Below are 15,230 nucleotides of genomic sequence, written 5' to 3'. Positions count from 1 at the left end.
GAGCAGTGCTTTACCCCTACGAAAAATCTATATGTATCAAGATTTTCGTGAAATGGTATAAGCTGATGCGCGTCTAAACTATATAAACACTTTTGATGTCGTTAACTGCTGACTGATGACTGTTGAGGGGTTTTCAGTCATCAGTCATCAGGTAAATGTACAATATTATTTGCGTAACAGCTTATCTCCTGAAGTTAATTACTTGCCACTTGCTTCGTATCCAAGTGAATTAACTTCGCCATCTGGGGCAATTGTTGCATGAATAGCACCGAACCCAGAATACAAACGACACCACCCAAAATCAGTGTATTCGGAGCCTTGAAATAATGTGCCAGAGTTCCTGCTACTAAGTTACCAAAAGGAGCCATACCCATAAAGCACATAGCGTAAAAGCTCATCACCCTGCCACGTTTGCTATCTTCCACAATAAATTGCAGCACTGTGTTACTAGCAGCTACCTGAAGCGTAGAACTCCAGCCAACCAAAACCAAAGCTAACTGAGAAATCCAAAAGACTTGAGAGACAGAGAAAAAGATGAAGCCAATCCCCATGATGGCTGGACAGAAGGCTATGAGTTTTTCTAAACCTACTACGTTTTGGCGAAAGCTGAGGTAGACACAGGCAAACACTGATCCCATCGCTGCTGCGGCCGTTAGAAAGCCCAATGTTTCTGCTCCTCCCTGTAGAACTTCAACTGCAAAGATGGGTAGAAGTGTCGTATATGACATACCTACTAAACTAGCTACTGCCAGTAATAGCAAAATGGAACGCACAGGTAAGAATTGGTAGGCATATTGAAACCCTTCTTTTAACTTCTGCCAAGTATTACTTGTCTGTATTTCTACTATTCTGGGTGTAATCACCATTGCTGAGATTGCCCAGATAGCAACAAGGTAACTGAGACTATCGTAAAGAAAGCAGAATCCAGCGCCAAACTGAGCGATAAAAATGCCACCAAGTGCTGGGCCAATCAGACGCGCACCATTGAGAAAAGCTGCATTTAAGGCGATCGCATTTCCCATCAGTTCACGGCTAACCATATCACTGACAAATGCTTGACGTACAGGTACATCTAAACCCTTCAGAAAACCTAACAATGCACTCAGAGTCAGCAATGTCCAAAAATTTGCCCAACCCAAAAATGTGATGACTGTCAGAATTACAGACATAGAAATGCCTATAACTTGAAATAGCAGCAACAGGCGATGTCGGTCATAGCGATCGGCTAAAATGCCTGAAATTGGAGCAAGTACAAATACTGGCAATTGTCCAAAAAATCCTGCAAATCCCAATAGTAAAGCTGAATCAGTCAATCGGTAAATCAGCCAGAGAATCGCTACTTGTGTCATGAAGTTGCCTGTCATAGACAAGGCTTGTCCCATAAAGTAGAGGCGATAATTGCGCGATCGCAAAGCAGGTAGTTCAAGATTCAACTTGAATCCAAATTTCTGTAATAATTTCATCAACTAAGTACAAAATCTCACAAGTTCATCACGAATAAACACTCTGCGCTTCCCTCAGCCTACCTCTGCGTTTAAAAAAGCACAGAAAAGAGGAAGAAACGAGGCAACAACCTTATTCCTTCCCACTTCAAAGGTTTTAATTGAAAATCACACAGTTACTAATTCCCGCGTAGCAACTACTGATTCAGGTTTGACCCAAATCTTATCTAACCCACCACTCAGTAGGCGATATTGCTGGTTAGGATCTTGTTGCGGGTAATCCTCGCGTTTGTGCATACCTCTGGTTTCCTGACGTTGCAAACCACTGTTGTACATCCAACGGGCTGTAGCAACCATCGCCGCCGCTTCGCGCGATCGCACAATTTGGCTATCATCTAATGTTTGGCTATTGCGGATTTCTTGCCAGAGGTCATCCAGTCTATCCAGGGATGCACTTAAACCTCTAGCAGTGCGGAAGAGGTTGCGATCGTAGGGGAAAACTTCAGCTTGAGTTGTGGCGATCGCTTCATCTGGTGAGAATCTATTATTACCTTCACCATGCAATCCCGCTTCACCAACTCCCTGCACACTGCGCTGGGTTGCTTGCTCTCCCAAACTTAGGGCATAGCTAGCAGCAGATTGTCCAGACCAATAGCCAGAAGACATTGCCCAGGCTGCATTGTGGCTACCGCCGCCGGTGAATCCACCACAGATTAACTCTCTAGTAGCTGCATCTCCTGCCGCATAGAGTCCATTAACTGAGGTAGCACAAGTTTGGTCTGCGATCCGAATCCCACCAGTACCACGTACAGTTCCTTCCAAGCGTAGAGTTATCGGGAATCGTTGAGTAAAGGGGTCAATCCCAGCGCGATCGAAAACGATAAAGAAGTTAGGCTGAGAGGCTCTCATCCAGGCTTTTGTCTCTTCATCCATATTTTGATCCAGACGCGCATAAACGGGCTGATTTAGCAATGTTTTAGCAATCACCGAGCGACCGCGCTTAGAACCTGCACCTTCAATTACCGTGCCATCCTCATAAGTAAAAGATGCCCAATCGTAATAACGAGTCTTGGTGACAGAGGAGAAACTAGGGGAAATTGCGTATGCGTTGGAAAATTCCATACCAGAGAAATCTGCACCAGCCTCGGCTGCCATCAATAGACCATCCCCTGTCAAGACATTACAACCGAGAGCCTTACTCAAGAAAGCACAGCCCCCTGTAGCAATCACAACTGCCCCGGCTCGAACTGTCCAACGTTCCGCAGATTGGCGATTGATACCCTTAGCCCCGGCTACAGTGCCTTCTGTATCCACAAGCAACTCTAAAGCCGGACTGTGGTCTAAAATTTTCACCCCTGCTTGCTTAATCTTTTTCCGCATGAAACGCATATAATCCGGCCCTTGTAAAGAGCGACGGATAACTTGTCCATTAGCATCAACGCTGAAAGGATAGCCCTGATCTGCGAGGGAGTTAATGTTGTCATAGGTGCGATCTAATACCCTAGTCATCCAGTGGCGGTCTGCCAGAAAGCCTCCCATTGCTTCCCGGCTGGCCATTGCCGCTTCCCGTTGCTCTGGGTCTGGTGGAACATACCATACACCATTTCCGGCAGATGCGGCTGCACCACTTGTACCGCAGTAACCCTTGTCTACTAAAACAACTTTTGCCCCATTATTTGCTGCACTCCAAGCAGCCCAAGTTCCAGACGGGCCACCGCCGATAATTAATACATCGGTGACTAAATCTAGGTTAGAAGCATCTTGATGGATATGACTATTCATGAAATTTACTCCTGATAGAATTAAGAAAAGGGGAAGGGCGGAGCTTCCCCAAGAATGCGAGAGTAACTCTTGTGAAAACTTTTAGGGATTGGGGATTTGCCAATCTTTGATATCAAAATCTGACTTCAACAATTTCTGGTCAGCGAGAAACTGCTTTGTGGAATTTAAGAGTTTCAATCCTTGCGGTGTAAAAGGTTCTGTAGGATACAGTTCTAGTGGATAAGATTCTTTAGCGATCGCCAACGGCACATTCCCACTTGCCACAGCCGCAAACTGATAAAATTCCTCTGGATTAGCTTTGATCTCCTGCAATGCTTGTCGTCTAATCTGGTTCCACTTTTGCGGTAGTTCTGGGTGTCGAGAGAGGAGATTTTCCGTAACGACACTTACCCCTGTGCCAACTAATCCCTGATGATCTTTTGCTTGATCAATTGCTGAAAATCCTTGAGAAACTAACTTTGGCCCAGCCCCCATAGCAAATGGATAAGCTGAAATATCTCCTCGTTCTAATGCAGGTTTAGCATCAGCCGAAGGAATCTGTACTACCTTCACATCCTTAGTCAGTCCCTCTTTTTCGAGCAAACCCATCAGATATCGATGCGGATAAGTACCTTTAGCAACTCCTACCTTTGTACCTTTGAGTTGTGATACTAAACGAGGGCCGTTTTTCTTGGTAACTAACCAGGCATTCTGACCAACCCTTGTCTGATTAATCAATTTAGTTGGCAGACCTACTGCTCTACCAACTATAGCTGGGGTATCTCCATACAAACCCATATCTAATTGACCACTAACTAAGGCTTCATTAAGTGCAGGGCCTCCTACAAAGGGAATAAATTTCACTTCCGTCACACCCAGGCTTTTAAGCGCAGGAGTCAACGTCCCCTTTTGCAAGGCCCAACCCTCTGGCCCGATTGGCAACTTGCTTTCCGAACTGATGAAACCAACTCGCAAAACCAGGGTTTTTACCTCTGCCGAATTTGCTCCAGTATTTGATGAAGCTACTGCTGAGTTATTGGACTGGCTTTGTTGAAAAGTACAACTGGTAAGACTCGATAAAAGCGCAACAGTTGCAACTGAAGCTAAAAGTCGATGCAGAACACTGCACTCAATTGCTTGGGAACTCATAGATAAAGACTAGGGACTAAGAAATTTCTCAATTACGAATTACGAATTACGAATTAATTTGCTGTTTTCCCCAGCCGATGTTTTTCCGATAACTGCCAAGTAACCCAGATGCTACCAAAGTCTCTTCATCCACAGTAACTGATTCATCAGCGTTAGGATCAACATACAGTGCATCTACGGGGCAGTAGAGTTCGCACATATAACAAGTTTGACAATCGCTCTGGCGGGCAATTTTGGGCGCATGTCCCGGTACTGCATCAAAAACATTGGTAGGACAGGCAGTGACGCAAAGATTACACTTAATGCAGCGAGATTCACTTACTAATTCAATCATCGTGCTACTAACTCCCTATTCACTACTTCCTGGTCAGGCTTTGCCCAAACTGTATCCAATGCACCTCTAATTAACCAATATTGCTGGTTAGGGTTTTGCTGGGAATAATCCTGGTGCTTGTGCATTCCACGAGTTTATTTCCTAGCTTGTGCTTAAGTATACATTCAACGTGCCGCCTCCTAGAGCTTCCCGACTAGCCATAGCTGTTTCCCGTTGGTCGGGGTTTGCTACATACCACACACTGGTTCTACCTGATGCAGTTGCTCCACTAGAGCCACAATAGCCTTTGTCTACCAAAACAACCCGGACTCCACCAGCAGCCCAAGCACCAGCCGGGTCTTCTCCAATAACCAAGACATCGGCTTCTAACTCTAGATCAGAGCCATTGTTAGATGATTGCTCAGACGCTAATTGATTTGCGCTCACTAGCTCTCACTCCTTCATTCATAGACAGCAATACTTATTAAAACCACAGGTGTGACTAGCCAAATTCATTTGTGCATAATTCTTGGAAAACCTGAAAGACTTGATTTTTAATGTAATACAGACGTTTTTAGATAAAATACTAATCATTGACCGATTTAACGGTGATTAATTTAGCAGTATTACACGGCAATAAATAAAATTCAAGCCCTTAGCGACTAAAATATATGCTTACCTAAATTTATTAATTACAAACATTTAGCTATTCTAAATATTTGACGATGTAATATTTGTTAAATTAATTAAGTATTTATACGTAATTAAGCTCAACTAACTTTGCGTCCCTCTGCGTTTAAATTTAAACCTTCAGTCTTTTCAGTCTTCCACACCTATCTAAAAATATGAAAAAATCCAACTACTATGACTATATTGCACAAATCTATGACCAAACACGCTGGCTAACAGAATCAGTCGCAGAGGAAGTCGCCGACTTTATTCTTAAGCTTACTTGTGCAACACCTGAGACTTCTTTTTTAGAACCAGGCGTTGGCACAGGGTTGAATGTTATTCCTCTTGTCAAACGCGGTTATTCTGTAACAGGAATTGATGCTTCTCAAGAAATGCTTGATCAGTTCCGTCAAAAATTAAATGTCACTCCTTCTAATCTGAACCTGATTCACGGTGATGCTTCGCAATTACCTTTTCCAGACAACAGTTTTGATGTTGTATTGACTGTCCACATGATCCATACTGTCTCTGATTGGAGAGTATTTTTAGACAACATTGATCGAGTACTAAAGCCTAGAGGCTTTTATCTCAATTGTCAGTGGATTACCCCACCAGCTAGAAGAGAATTTGAAGGCTATTTTCGAGACATATTGTCTAAGTATAAAGGAGCCAAGCAAGAATCCCAAAGTATTGATACAGTAATACACAAGATAGATGTAAAAGGATATTTACAGCCAAAAGGTTATGTCTCAAATTATTTAGTAGCTAGAGAATGGACAGTTAGCAATACGGTTGAGGAACTACTAAGTTTTTTCAAAGCACGAGCCTACGGTTTATGTTGGCGAGTATCAGATGAAATATTTCATCAGGTAATTAATGAATTTGAAGAATTTTGTATCAGACATTATGGCTCTTTGAAAATTACTCTTTCCTCTGATGCTAAGTTTGAAATATGGATTTACAGAGCAGTTTGATATTATATGAAATTTGTATAATCTAACAAGACCTGGAAATTAGAAGGAACATCGCAGATGGCAAACATTGCATTGATTGTCGGGGCTGGTAGTGGACTCAGTGCATCACTAGCCCGTTTGTTTACAAAAGAAGGTTTCAGCGTTGCCTTAGCAGCGCGGCAAATTGATAAGCTGAGTGAATTATCTGATGAAATTGGAGCCGTTAATTTTGCTGCTGATGCTTCTAAACCCGATCAAGTTGAACAACTGTTCAAGGATGTGGAACAAAAACTAGGAGTGCCAACGGTAGTTGTGTATAATCCTAGCTGGCGTGTTCGGGGTTCGCTAGTTGAACTTGACCCAGCAGACGTTGCCAAAACATTAGAAATTACTGCGTATGGCGGCTTTTTAGTAGCACAAGCGGCGGCAAAACGTCAGTTAGCTGTGGGTGGAGGAGCTATCTTTTTTACAGGTGCTTCCGCCAGTGTTAAGGGTTATCCTCAGTCTGCACCGTTTGCAATGGGTAAATTTGCTTTACGGGGTTTGGCTCAAAGCATTGCCCGTGAATTGGCTCCTCAGAATATCCATGTAGCGCATTTTGTGATTGATGGAGCAATTCGTTCTGCTACCCGGATAGAACCAGAGAATCAACCAGATAGTTTACTTGATCCAGATGCCATAGCCCAAACTTATCTGAGCATTCTCCGCCAACCTCGCAATGCTTGGACTTGGGAAGTGGAATTGCGTCCCTGGGTAGAAAAATTTTGATTTTCACTCTGCTCTAGATATACATAGCCAAGTAATCATTGTAGATTTCTGTATTAGTCATAACTGTGAGTTCTATTTGTTTCTGTTCTTCATTTGTGACTGAAATCCCGGATCAAGGATTAAAGGCACTCTTCTCAATCATCGCCTTGCGGCTTTCCTGCAAACTTCAACAAATCCACAGCTTTACTTCTCAACAGAATCGGTACAATTAATGTCTGGTGTCTGGGGAAATTCTTAAGATATTTACAGCTATGGTTCAAGCAACAGAACATCTTTATATCGTCAAAGACGAGCATATTCTAGGTGGTGAGCCAATTATCAAGGGAACTCGTACATCTGTTAGGGCGATCGTTGAAACTTGGCGGATGGGTGTATCTCCTGAAGAAATTCCCCAAGGTTTACCTCATTTAACCCTGGCACAAGTGTTTGATGCATTGAGTTATTACAGCGATCATCAAGATGAAATTAATGCTTATATTGAACGTAACCGAATCCCTGATGAATTGATTGATCCCTTGGTGCGAGATTTATGAGTAACTTGTTCATTCGCTAATTCACAGCGACTATATCCAGTCTTCATCCATTTGTTCTGTAGCCAACACCTCTATCAATGGCTTCAGATCAAGATACATTGTGCGATATGGATTAATAGGTGGTAAAAGCTCAGTAGGATCAGCAAACTCAAATCCTAACTTAACGTAGAAGCCAGACGCATCATAACTTGGCTCAACATCTGCATCGTAGAGCGCATCTACTGTAATGAATCTTACCCCAACAACAGGCACTACTTCTGTAATCACATAATCAATTGCCCATTCTATAGTCTTTGCACATAATTATAGCAAGTGAGAAGGCTAGATCAGCCCTTAAACAGCTGTAAGTCTTGATTGGAGAAGTTTCTGGAAAGCGAGAAGTCCGCCTTGAGTATCCCAATGTTCCTTAAACGTGGACAAATCCTCTAGCTTCATAGCATTACCGCCCCGGTAATCAAGGACTGCTGGATAATCAAATATGGCATCTGCCTTGGCTGCTACAGGTGGGTTACTGCAATCAATCGCCCATAGCACCTCAACAATGCGATAGATATTGTAATCACCTTGCCAGTCTTCACGTTCAGATTGGTGATCTAAAACTTTGACCAGATGCGTAACATACCCGTGTTGCCGAAGCAAGATTAAATCATTTCTTTCAGGTCGATTGGCATTGGCTTCATCATCTTTCCAAGCTAACTTGAATAGTTCAGAAACTTTGAATTCAGAGTAAGCATACCCACCATCAGCAGGTTTTACATTTTTAGTCCACTTGAGAGGCTGTAAATTCATTTTTTCTTTCACCAGGTTCGTCCTTATTTTATGGCTATTTATTATACAAAATACTATGTATAAATACTTTGATAAGGATGATTGTACGGAATAAGACTTGATTTTATATAAATGTTTGTGATACTCTGCCTTCAGCTATAAACTACAGTTACTCGATAAGTTATTCGTAGTTTGAGATTACACAGTGTGCATCAAATGGGAATCGCCCTCTATGCCGAAAGATTGGTACGAATGGCACGATCTCTACAACACTGAGCCAAAATTGCAGCAGCGTCTAGAAATCGTGCAGGAATATATTGCTTATAGCTTGAATGCCTTGCCAGATGGCGCTATCCGGGTAGTAAGTGTTTGCGCGGGTGATGGGCGAGATTTACTAGGAACTTTAAAAAATCACCCTCGTGCAAAAGATGTATATGCAAGACTTGTAGAACTCAACCCCCAGTTAGTTGAACGGGGACGAGCAACTATAGAATCATTGGGTTTGACAAAGCAAATTGAGCTTATCAATGGTGATGCAACTCTCGCCACTAACTATGTAGGAGCAGTACCAGCAGATATTGTGATTGTGTGTGGTGTCTTTGGCAATCTTCAGGAAACTGAACTCAATCGCTTACTAGATAACCTGAGTTTTCTGAGTAAACCGGGTGCTTTTGTCATTTGGACTCGTGGACACTCCAACGGTATTACCTACTCTGACAATGTGCGGAAAATTTTGATTGCATCTGGATTTGAGGAAGTAAATTTCAAACTCACGGCTACAGGAGACATGGGTGTAGGTATTCATCGTTACCTGGGTGAAAACTTACCTCAACCCAAAGAGCAACAGTTATTTGTGTTTTCCGGCGTTCCTAGTAAAGCGAGGTAAAAAATGTCTATTCAAAACACAGTATCGAGTTGGGAAGAAGTTTTAGAAACTGCTAGAAAAAATACCTCTGCGCGTCGGGTAAAGAGGACAGGACAATCTCCTTCTACTGCACCAATACCCAGCAGTTTACATAAACTTCCCCCAAACACAGAACCACCAGTCCTGCTTTATCGAGATACTAATTCTTGGTGTCCTTTCTGTGAGAGAGTTTGGTTTGCTCTAGAAGAAAAGGAAATTCCCTTTGCAACGGAGTTTATTGATTTAACTAATAAACCCAAATGGTACACTGACCTAGTTCCCACAACCCTTGTGCCAGCAGCAAAAATTGAGGGAGAGTTAGTATACGAATCTAAAGATATTCTCTTAGCTTTAGAAGAAAGGTTTCCACATCCTGCATTATTGCCTGAGAATCCAGAGGAAAACGTTGTTGCTAGGCAGTTAGTTGAGGAGGCTGAGACTAACGGTTTTAGAGAGATTGCGTACAAATTCTTGAGAGAAGCACCTGTAGATGCTGATGAGTTGGCAAACTTACAAGCAGCATTTGAGGCTAAATTAGATGAACTTGAGCAAGCTTTGGCTAAATATCCTGGCCCTTACTTTGTAAGTACGTTTAGCTTAGTTGACATTCTATATAGCCCCCATCTAGATAGATTAGCGGCTAATTTACCTGTATATCGAGGATATCACCTCAAAAGAAATTCTCGCTTTCCTCGCATTAATGCTTGGTTTGATGCACTTAATCAGCGTCCTGCTTATCACAGAGTGAAATCGGATAATATCACCAACAATTTACTGTTGCGTCGCAGATGGGGTGTTGAACCGATCGCCAATCCTTTACCTCTGGATGTGGCAGATAGTGAGAAAATTCAATATCGTGCAGAAGCCGCTGAGAGATTGAGCGATAATCGGGAAGTTGCGATCGCAGATGTTATCAAAAATTCTGGAGTCCAAGCTTTAGCCGCAGATGGTGACTTTAGCACAGTTAAGGACGCTGTTGATTTTCACCTGCGACAACTGGCTGATTATCTGATTCATGGCAATGGTGCAACTTTACCGGGTGGAAGGACTGGTGGTAAAAATAGCAGCATTGATCCTATCTTCGCTGCTGTGGGTGCTATTACTTTCGCATATTTGAGAAATCGCATCTGCGCCCCCCGTGATATGAGTGCTGGTGCAGCAACGGCGTTTCGGGCTGCGATCGATAAATTGTTGACTTCTGTTTATTGATATGAATTGTCTCACGCAGAGACGCAAAGGCGCAGAGTGAGAGATGCAAGGAGGAAATAATTGCTAACAGTCCATAGTGAAAATGAACTACAATTATCTGCTGATGTACTGGTAATTGGTGGTGGCCCTGCCGCAGCATGGGCAGCGTGGGCAGCCGCATCCCAAGATGTCAAAGTCATCATTGCTGATAAAGGTTTTCTGGGTACAAGTGGTGCAGCGGCGGCTAGTGGTAACGGCATCATGGCCCCTTCTCCAGAGAATTGGGAAAAAGTTTTATTGGAGCGTTATCGCGTAGGAAAAAACCTCGCTAACTCACGTTGGATCGAGCGTGTTATCGAAAAAACTTGGCTGAGTTTGCCCCTAGTGGAAAGTTGGGGCTATCGTTTCCCTAAAGAAGATGGGGAATCTGTGCGTCAGAGTTATTATGGCCCTGAATATATGCGGGTACTCCGCAAAAACCTTTTGCGTGTTGGTGTGCAGATTCTTGACCAAAGTCCGGCTCTAGAGCTTTTATTGGCTGACGACGGCTCAGTAGCGGGAGCAAGAGGTGTGCAGAGGCAACATCATCGTACCTATACCGTTCGCGCTGGTGCAGTAGTCTTAGCGAATGGCGGTTGTGCATTCTTGAGTAAAGCATTAGGTTGCAATACAAATACAGGTGATGGATTATTGATGGCAGTGGAAGCTGGTGGGGAACTTTCTAGTATGGAAGCTTCTAATCACTATGCGATTTCGACGACTTTCAATGCGACTGTAACCAGGGGTGTTCCCTTTGGTTGGGCTAGTTATAGCGATGAAGCAGGCAATGATCTGGGTGGCTATATCAATGGTCGTCGCGATCCATCGTTCCTCCCTAAAGCCCTCTTGAAAGGCCCCGTTTATGCTCGTTTGGATCGAGCCACACCGGAAGTTAAAGCAGTGATTGAAAAGTCTCATTTCATCGCTTTTCTACCCTATACCAAAGCTGGTATTGACCCATATACAGAACGAGTACCTGTGACACTTGTTTTGGAGGGTACAGTTCGTGGTACTGGTGGGATTCGGATTGTGAATGATGATTGCGCTACAAAAGTTCCTGGCCTCTACGCTGCCGGTGATGCTGCATCACGGGAGTTTTTAGCCGGTTTAGCTTCTGGGGGTGGTGGCCCCAATGCTGCCTGGGCAATCTCCACAGGGCAATGGGCTGGAGTTGGAGCAGCGAACTTTGCTAAGAGTCTGGGCGCTCATGCAAATGAACGGGTTGCGCGTCCTGCTGGTCAAGTGGGATTGGGATCATCGCAATCTCGCACTTCTGAAACATTCGATAGTGAAGCGATCGTGCGCGGTGTACAAGCTGAGATGTTCCCGTTGGAGAAGAATTACTTGCGTTCTGAACAGGGACTTTTGGATTCTCTCGCTAAATTAGAGAAACTATGGGAGCAAGTACAAGGGAACCCGAAACAAGATAGTGTGCGCGATGTGGAATTTTCTCGTCGAGCCGCTGCTTTGACGGCTGTAGCACGATGGGCATATTTTAGCGCGTTACATCGCACGGAAACGCGCAGCGAACATATTCGTGTGGACTATCCCGAAACCGATCCAAATCAGCGTTATTATCAAGCAACAGGTGGCTTAGATAAGCTTTGGGTGAGGCGTGATTGGATTACGGATGCTCCTGCTACACCACCAGTACAAACCACTCAAACCACACCTACTGTATCAAAGTTGTAGCAGGAGCATATCATGATCGAGCTTGTCAGCCATAAACTCTGTATTAATTGCAATTTGTGCGTCCAAGTGTGTCCTACCAACGTCTTTGACTCCGTACCTAATCAACCACCTGCGATCGCCCGCAAGGAAGACTGTCAAACTTGTTTCATGTGTGAGGCATATTGCCCTGCGGATGCACTCTATGTTGCGCCTGAATCTCATACCAGTGTTGCAGTCAATGAGGATGATTTAATTGAAAGTGGCATCATGGGTGAATATCGTAGCCTCTTGGGTTGGGGATATGGCAGAAAAAACAATAGTGAATTGGATACGGCTCATAAACTGCGACAATTACCGCGTCCTTATCAAAGTTAATTTGGGGATTGGGGACTGGGCTTTTATTCAGCACTTTCAAGCACTTTTTGGCGTAGTTCTGGAAATACTTTGGAAACTTTATTCAAGAGATATTCGCCATAAGTGCCGCAAAATTCGTGAACACTGGCTTTATCCCAGCGATCGCTTTTATCATCATTCACTACTACATCCTTCAATTCAATGGGTTTGACTTCAACGTTGAAATTGGGATCAAAGAAAAACGGGAAAGAAAGTCGATGACTTGTTGATAAGTTCTGAACGCGGTGGGGTGTTGAGCGATACAGCCCTTGAGTCATGCGATCGAGCATATCCCCAATGTTGCATACGAATGAACCAGGAATAGGAGGTGCATCTATCCAACCAGACTTGGACTTGATTTGTAATCCACCGATATTATCTTGCTTGAGGATAGTTAATACACCATAATCTGTATGTTCGCCAACACCCCATGCAGATTGAGATGATGAATTAGGAGGGTAATTAAAAATCCGAAATAATCTCAATGGGTCTTTGGTATAACGGTCTGCAAAATAGGACTTTTCTAAACCTAGACTTAAAGCAATACCAGCCATCAGGATATGTCCGAGTTGAGTCATTGAGTCTATATAATCCAGTACTGTTTCCCTAAATTGGGGAATGTTGGATGGAAAAAGATTGCGACCGTGCATTGGTATACCGGCTTTCACAAGTGGGTGATTTTCTTCTAGTTCTGCACCAAAATAAATACCTTCTTTTAAGTCTGGTTTACCTGATGTTAACTCGTTACCCACGGGGAAATATCCTCGCCATGCTCTACCACCAATAGCCATACGTATTTTCAATTTAGTTTCTACATCTTGCGCGAAGAACTGTTGACTGAGATTTTCTAGTTTCTGTTGTAGTTGTTCATCAATTCCATGTCCAACAATATAGAAGAATCCGTAATCTTGGCACGCTTGCCTAATTTGGTCTGCCACTTCTTTACAAGAGTTGCTAGTTTGGCGAATTAGCGCACTAATATCAATTATGGGAACTTGTGAAAACTCTTTATCTACATCTTGTAAGATTATCATGCTCAGGTTCTCCTAGTTGTGCGTAGACTAATATCTAGGCTATACAGAAAATTATATCGATAACTATAATGTTGGGTATGGCGATCGCTAACTTTAGTCAGGTGCTTAGACAAAGTATTTTGAGTACAAGTTTTTAAACTTTATTTATAAATCCGGTAATTTGATATCCATATCGTAGTATGATCTAAATCATTCTCATTCTTTCTGTAAAAAACAATAAGTTACTGAACGATGAGTAATTTATTGTCTAATATCAATTGCGTAAAATCTTGTTAATTTAATAACAAACATAATCCAGGAATATGCAGTATAATCAACTAGGTAATAGTGACCTAAAAGTTTCCGAAATTTGCCTCGGCACAATGACCTATGGGCGACAAAATAGTATAGAAGAAGCCCATCAGCAGCTAGATTATGCGATTAATCAAGGAATTAATTTTATAGATGCGGCTGAAATGTACCCCGTACCACCCAGTGAAGAAACCTATGGTTTAACCGAAACTTATATTGGAGAATGGTTAAAGCATCAACAGCGAGATAAATTAATAATTGCTACTAAAATTGCGGGGCCTGGTCGCGGCTTTAAATGGTTACGTGGTGGTGCGGAAGGAATTGAACGAAACAATATCAAACAAGCAATAGATGATAGTCTTGCAAGATTACAGACAGACTATATTGATTTATACCAAATCCATTGGCCCGACCGTTATGTTCCTCGTTTCGGGCAAACAGTTTTTGACCCCAAACAGGTAAAGGAAACAGTTCCCATTGCCGAACAACTGGAAGTTTTTGCTGATGTAATTAAAGCAGGTAAAATCCGTTATGTCGGGTTAAGTAATGAAACACCTTGGGGCGTTGTACAATTTAGTCAAGCAGCAAAACAATTAGGATTACCTAAAGTTGCTTCCATCCAAAATGCTTATAATTTACTTAATCGAGTTTTTGATGGCGCACTTGCAGAAACAGTTTATTACGAAAACATTCCTTTACTAGCTTATAGTCCTTTAGGATTTGGCTATTTAACTGGTAAATACCTCAACGGTAAACCAGAAAAAACCAGAGTGACTTTGTTTGAAAACTTTGGTCAGCGTTATTTAAAACCAAATGTGCAAGAAGCAGTAGCAGCTTATGTAGAAATAGCTAAACGTCATCAATTGAGTCCTGCACAATTAGCGATCGCATTTGTGCGGAGTCGTTGGTTTGTCGCTAGTACGATTATTGGTGCTACCACACTCGAACAACTCAAAGAGAATATAGAAAGTATCAATGTAGTTCTCGACAAAGATATTTTGGCAGAAATAGACATAGTTCATACTCAATCTCCAAATCCAGCACCTTAATTGAAAATTAAAAGTAGGTTGGGTTAAGAGGTTGTTTGAAAAGTGTTTCGCTGTGACTTTAGGCACTTTAGATCCCCCCTAGCCCCCTTAAAAAAGGGGGGAACCAGAGTCAAAGTCCCCCTTTTTAAGGGGGATTTAGGGGGATCAAGATATATGCAACTTCACATTAAATTGGTATTAGGGGGATCTAAAACTTTTGATACCGACAAGAGGACTTTTCAAACATCCTCTAAGCGCAGTGCAACCCAACAAATCAATGCCAATTTTGGGTTTGAAAACAGTTTCTAATCCCTATATCCACT

Annotated in this window: 17 protein-coding genes; 8 read left to right on the top strand and 9 right to left on the bottom strand. The window is 42.7% G+C overall.

From position 1 onward, the window contains the following. Positions 1 to 194: 194 nt before the first annotated feature. From RRG12_RS18855 to RRG12_RS18830, 6 genes are all read right to left on the bottom strand, one after another. Positions 195 to 1,463: an MFS transporter gene (locus RRG12_RS18855; RefSeq protein WP_420760329.1), complete on the bottom strand. Its 1,269-nt coding sequence runs from the start codon at positions 1,461 to 1,463 to the stop codon at positions 195 to 197. A gap of 147 nt (positions 1,464 to 1,610) precedes the next feature. Further along, entirely contained in the window at positions 1,611 to 3,224 is a 1,614-nt protein-coding gene (locus tag RRG12_RS18850; RefSeq protein ID WP_420760328.1) for an FAD-dependent oxidoreductase, read from the bottom strand. Positions 3,225 to 3,305: 81 nt separating this feature from the next. Beyond that, entirely contained in the window at positions 3,306 to 4,352 is a 1,047-nt protein-coding gene (locus tag RRG12_RS18845) for an ABC transporter substrate-binding protein (RefSeq protein WP_420760327.1), read from the bottom strand. A 46-nt stretch (positions 4,353 to 4,398) separates the two neighbouring features. Next, positions 4,399 to 4,686 carry a 4Fe-4S dicluster domain-containing protein gene (locus RRG12_RS18840; RefSeq protein ID WP_069074755.1) on the bottom strand — a complete coding sequence of 96 codons (288 nt, stop codon included), beginning with the start codon at positions 4,684 to 4,686 and terminating at the stop codon, positions 4,399 to 4,401. Then, a complete protein-coding gene (locus tag RRG12_RS18835) occupies positions 4,683 to 4,811 on the bottom strand; it encodes a hypothetical protein (protein WP_256091394.1) in 129 nt (42 codons plus the stop codon). The genes RRG12_RS18840 and RRG12_RS18835 overlap by 4 nt, the downstream gene beginning before the upstream one ends. Positions 4,812 to 4,827: 16 nt before the next feature. After that, entirely contained in the window at positions 4,828 to 5,112 is a 285-nt protein-coding gene (locus RRG12_RS18830) for a hypothetical protein (protein WP_420760326.1), read from the bottom strand. A 398-nt stretch (positions 5,113 to 5,510) separates the two neighbouring features. Between RRG12_RS18830 and RRG12_RS18825 the strand changes: the two genes are divergently transcribed. The 3 genes from RRG12_RS18825 to RRG12_RS18815 all read left to right on the top strand — a co-directional run bounded on the left by RRG12_RS18825 (position 5,511) and on the right by RRG12_RS18815 (position 7,591). Beyond that, the gene (locus RRG12_RS18825) at positions 5,511 to 6,311 is read left to right on the top strand and encodes a class I SAM-dependent methyltransferase (protein WP_420760325.1); all 801 of its coding nucleotides are present in this window, start codon (positions 5,511 to 5,513) and stop codon (positions 6,309 to 6,311) included. A 57-nt stretch (positions 6,312 to 6,368) separates the two neighbouring features. Beyond that, complete coding sequence (locus RRG12_RS18820) at positions 6,369 to 7,058, top strand: SDR family NAD(P)-dependent oxidoreductase (protein WP_420760324.1); 690 nt, start codon at positions 6,369 to 6,371, stop codon at positions 7,056 to 7,058. 251 nt (positions 7,059 to 7,309) lie between these two features. Beyond that, on the top strand, positions 7,310 to 7,591 hold the full coding sequence (locus RRG12_RS18815) for a DUF433 domain-containing protein (protein ID WP_103139068.1): 282 nt from the start codon (positions 7,310 to 7,312) through the stop codon (positions 7,589 to 7,591). A 30-nt stretch (positions 7,592 to 7,621) separates the two neighbouring features. Here RRG12_RS18815 and RRG12_RS18810 read toward each other — a convergent pair whose 3' ends face one another. After that, complete coding sequence (locus RRG12_RS18810; RefSeq protein ID WP_218108017.1) at positions 7,622 to 7,858, bottom strand: hypothetical protein; 237 nt, start codon at positions 7,856 to 7,858, stop codon at positions 7,622 to 7,624. Positions 7,859 to 7,924: 66 nt separating this feature from the next. Then, the gene (locus tag RRG12_RS18805; protein ID WP_069074750.1) at positions 7,925 to 8,380 is read right to left on the bottom strand and encodes a hypothetical protein; all 456 of its coding nucleotides are present in this window, start codon (positions 8,378 to 8,380) and stop codon (positions 7,925 to 7,927) included. 211 nt (positions 8,381 to 8,591) lie between these two features. Between RRG12_RS18805 and RRG12_RS18800 the strand changes: the two genes are divergently transcribed. Genes RRG12_RS18800 through RRG12_RS18785 form a run of 4 tightly spaced genes read left to right on the top strand, consistent with a single transcriptional unit; the run spans position 8,592 to position 12,536 of the window. Next, complete coding sequence (locus RRG12_RS18800; protein WP_420760323.1) at positions 8,592 to 9,245, top strand: class I SAM-dependent methyltransferase family protein; 654 nt, start codon at positions 8,592 to 8,594, stop codon at positions 9,243 to 9,245. 3 nt (positions 9,246 to 9,248) lie between these two features. Continuing rightward, positions 9,249 to 10,472, top strand: coding sequence for a glutathione S-transferase family protein (locus RRG12_RS18795; protein ID WP_420760322.1), 1,224 nt, complete (start codon positions 9,249 to 9,251; stop codon positions 10,470 to 10,472). A 60-nt stretch (positions 10,473 to 10,532) separates the two neighbouring features. Continuing rightward, complete coding sequence (locus RRG12_RS18790; RefSeq protein ID WP_420760321.1) at positions 10,533 to 12,182, top strand: FAD-binding protein; 1,650 nt, start codon at positions 10,533 to 10,535, stop codon at positions 12,180 to 12,182. 12 nt (positions 12,183 to 12,194) lie between these two features. Next, positions 12,195 to 12,536, top strand: a complete 342-nt coding sequence (locus RRG12_RS18785) for a 4Fe-4S binding protein (RefSeq protein WP_181929948.1) — start codon at positions 12,195 to 12,197, stop codon at positions 12,534 to 12,536. Between the two features lie 23 nt (positions 12,537 to 12,559). On the opposite strand, the gene RRG12_RS18780 is transcribed toward RRG12_RS18785, so the two are convergent. Continuing rightward, the gene (locus RRG12_RS18780; protein WP_420760320.1) at positions 12,560 to 13,588 is read right to left on the bottom strand and encodes an isopenicillin N synthase family dioxygenase; all 1,029 of its coding nucleotides are present in this window, start codon (positions 13,586 to 13,588) and stop codon (positions 12,560 to 12,562) included. 302 nt (positions 13,589 to 13,890) lie between these two features. On the opposite strand from RRG12_RS18780, the gene RRG12_RS18775 reads away from it, so the two are divergent. Further along, a complete protein-coding gene (locus RRG12_RS18775) occupies positions 13,891 to 14,928 on the top strand; it encodes an NADP(H)-dependent aldo-keto reductase (RefSeq protein WP_420760319.1) in 1,038 nt (345 codons plus the stop codon). Positions 14,929 to 15,230 lie beyond the last annotated feature (302 nt).

The sequence above is a fragment of the Nostoc sp. CALU 546 genome, from assembly GCF_048836525.1.
The sequence above is the reverse complement of the archived record's forward strand: the minus strand, read 5'-3'. Positions and strand labels throughout refer to the sequence as shown.

Coding starts and splice junctions, on each gene's coding strand:
- RRG12_RS18825 (WP_420760325.1), top strand. CDS start 5,511: ATGAAAAAATCCAACTACTATGACTATATTGCACAAATCTATGACCAA.
- RRG12_RS18820 (WP_420760324.1), top strand. CDS start 6,369: ATGGCAAACATTGCATTGATTGTCGGGGCTGGTAGTGGACTCAGTGCA.
- RRG12_RS18835 (WP_256091394.1), bottom strand. CDS start 4,811: ATGCACAAGCACCAGGATTATTCCCAGCAAAACCCTAACCAGCAATAT.
- RRG12_RS18800 (WP_420760323.1), top strand. CDS start 8,592: ATGCCGAAAGATTGGTACGAATGGCACGATCTCTACAACACTGAGCCA.
- RRG12_RS18805 (WP_069074750.1), bottom strand. CDS start 8,380: ATGAATTTACAGCCTCTCAAGTGGACTAAAAATGTAAAACCTGCTGAT.
- RRG12_RS18855 (WP_420760329.1), bottom strand. CDS start 1,463: ATGAAATTATTACAGAAATTTGGATTCAAGTTGAATCTTGAACTACCT.
- RRG12_RS18815 (WP_103139068.1), top strand. CDS start 7,310: ATGGTTCAAGCAACAGAACATCTTTATATCGTCAAAGACGAGCATATT.
- RRG12_RS18840 (WP_069074755.1), bottom strand. CDS start 4,686: ATGATTGAATTAGTAAGTGAATCTCGCTGCATTAAGTGTAATCTTTGC.
- RRG12_RS18785 (WP_181929948.1), top strand. CDS start 12,195: ATGATCGAGCTTGTCAGCCATAAACTCTGTATTAATTGCAATTTGTGC.
- RRG12_RS18775 (WP_420760319.1), top strand. CDS start 13,891: ATGCAGTATAATCAACTAGGTAATAGTGACCTAAAAGTTTCCGAAATT.
- RRG12_RS18795 (WP_420760322.1), top strand. CDS start 9,249: ATGTCTATTCAAAACACAGTATCGAGTTGGGAAGAAGTTTTAGAAACT.
- RRG12_RS18850 (WP_420760328.1), bottom strand. CDS start 3,224: ATGAATAGTCATATCCATCAAGATGCTTCTAACCTAGATTTAGTCACC.
- RRG12_RS18845 (WP_420760327.1), bottom strand. CDS start 4,352: ATGAGTTCCCAAGCAATTGAGTGCAGTGTTCTGCATCGACTTTTAGCT.
- RRG12_RS18780 (WP_420760320.1), bottom strand. CDS start 13,588: ATGATAATCTTACAAGATGTAGATAAAGAGTTTTCACAAGTTCCCATA.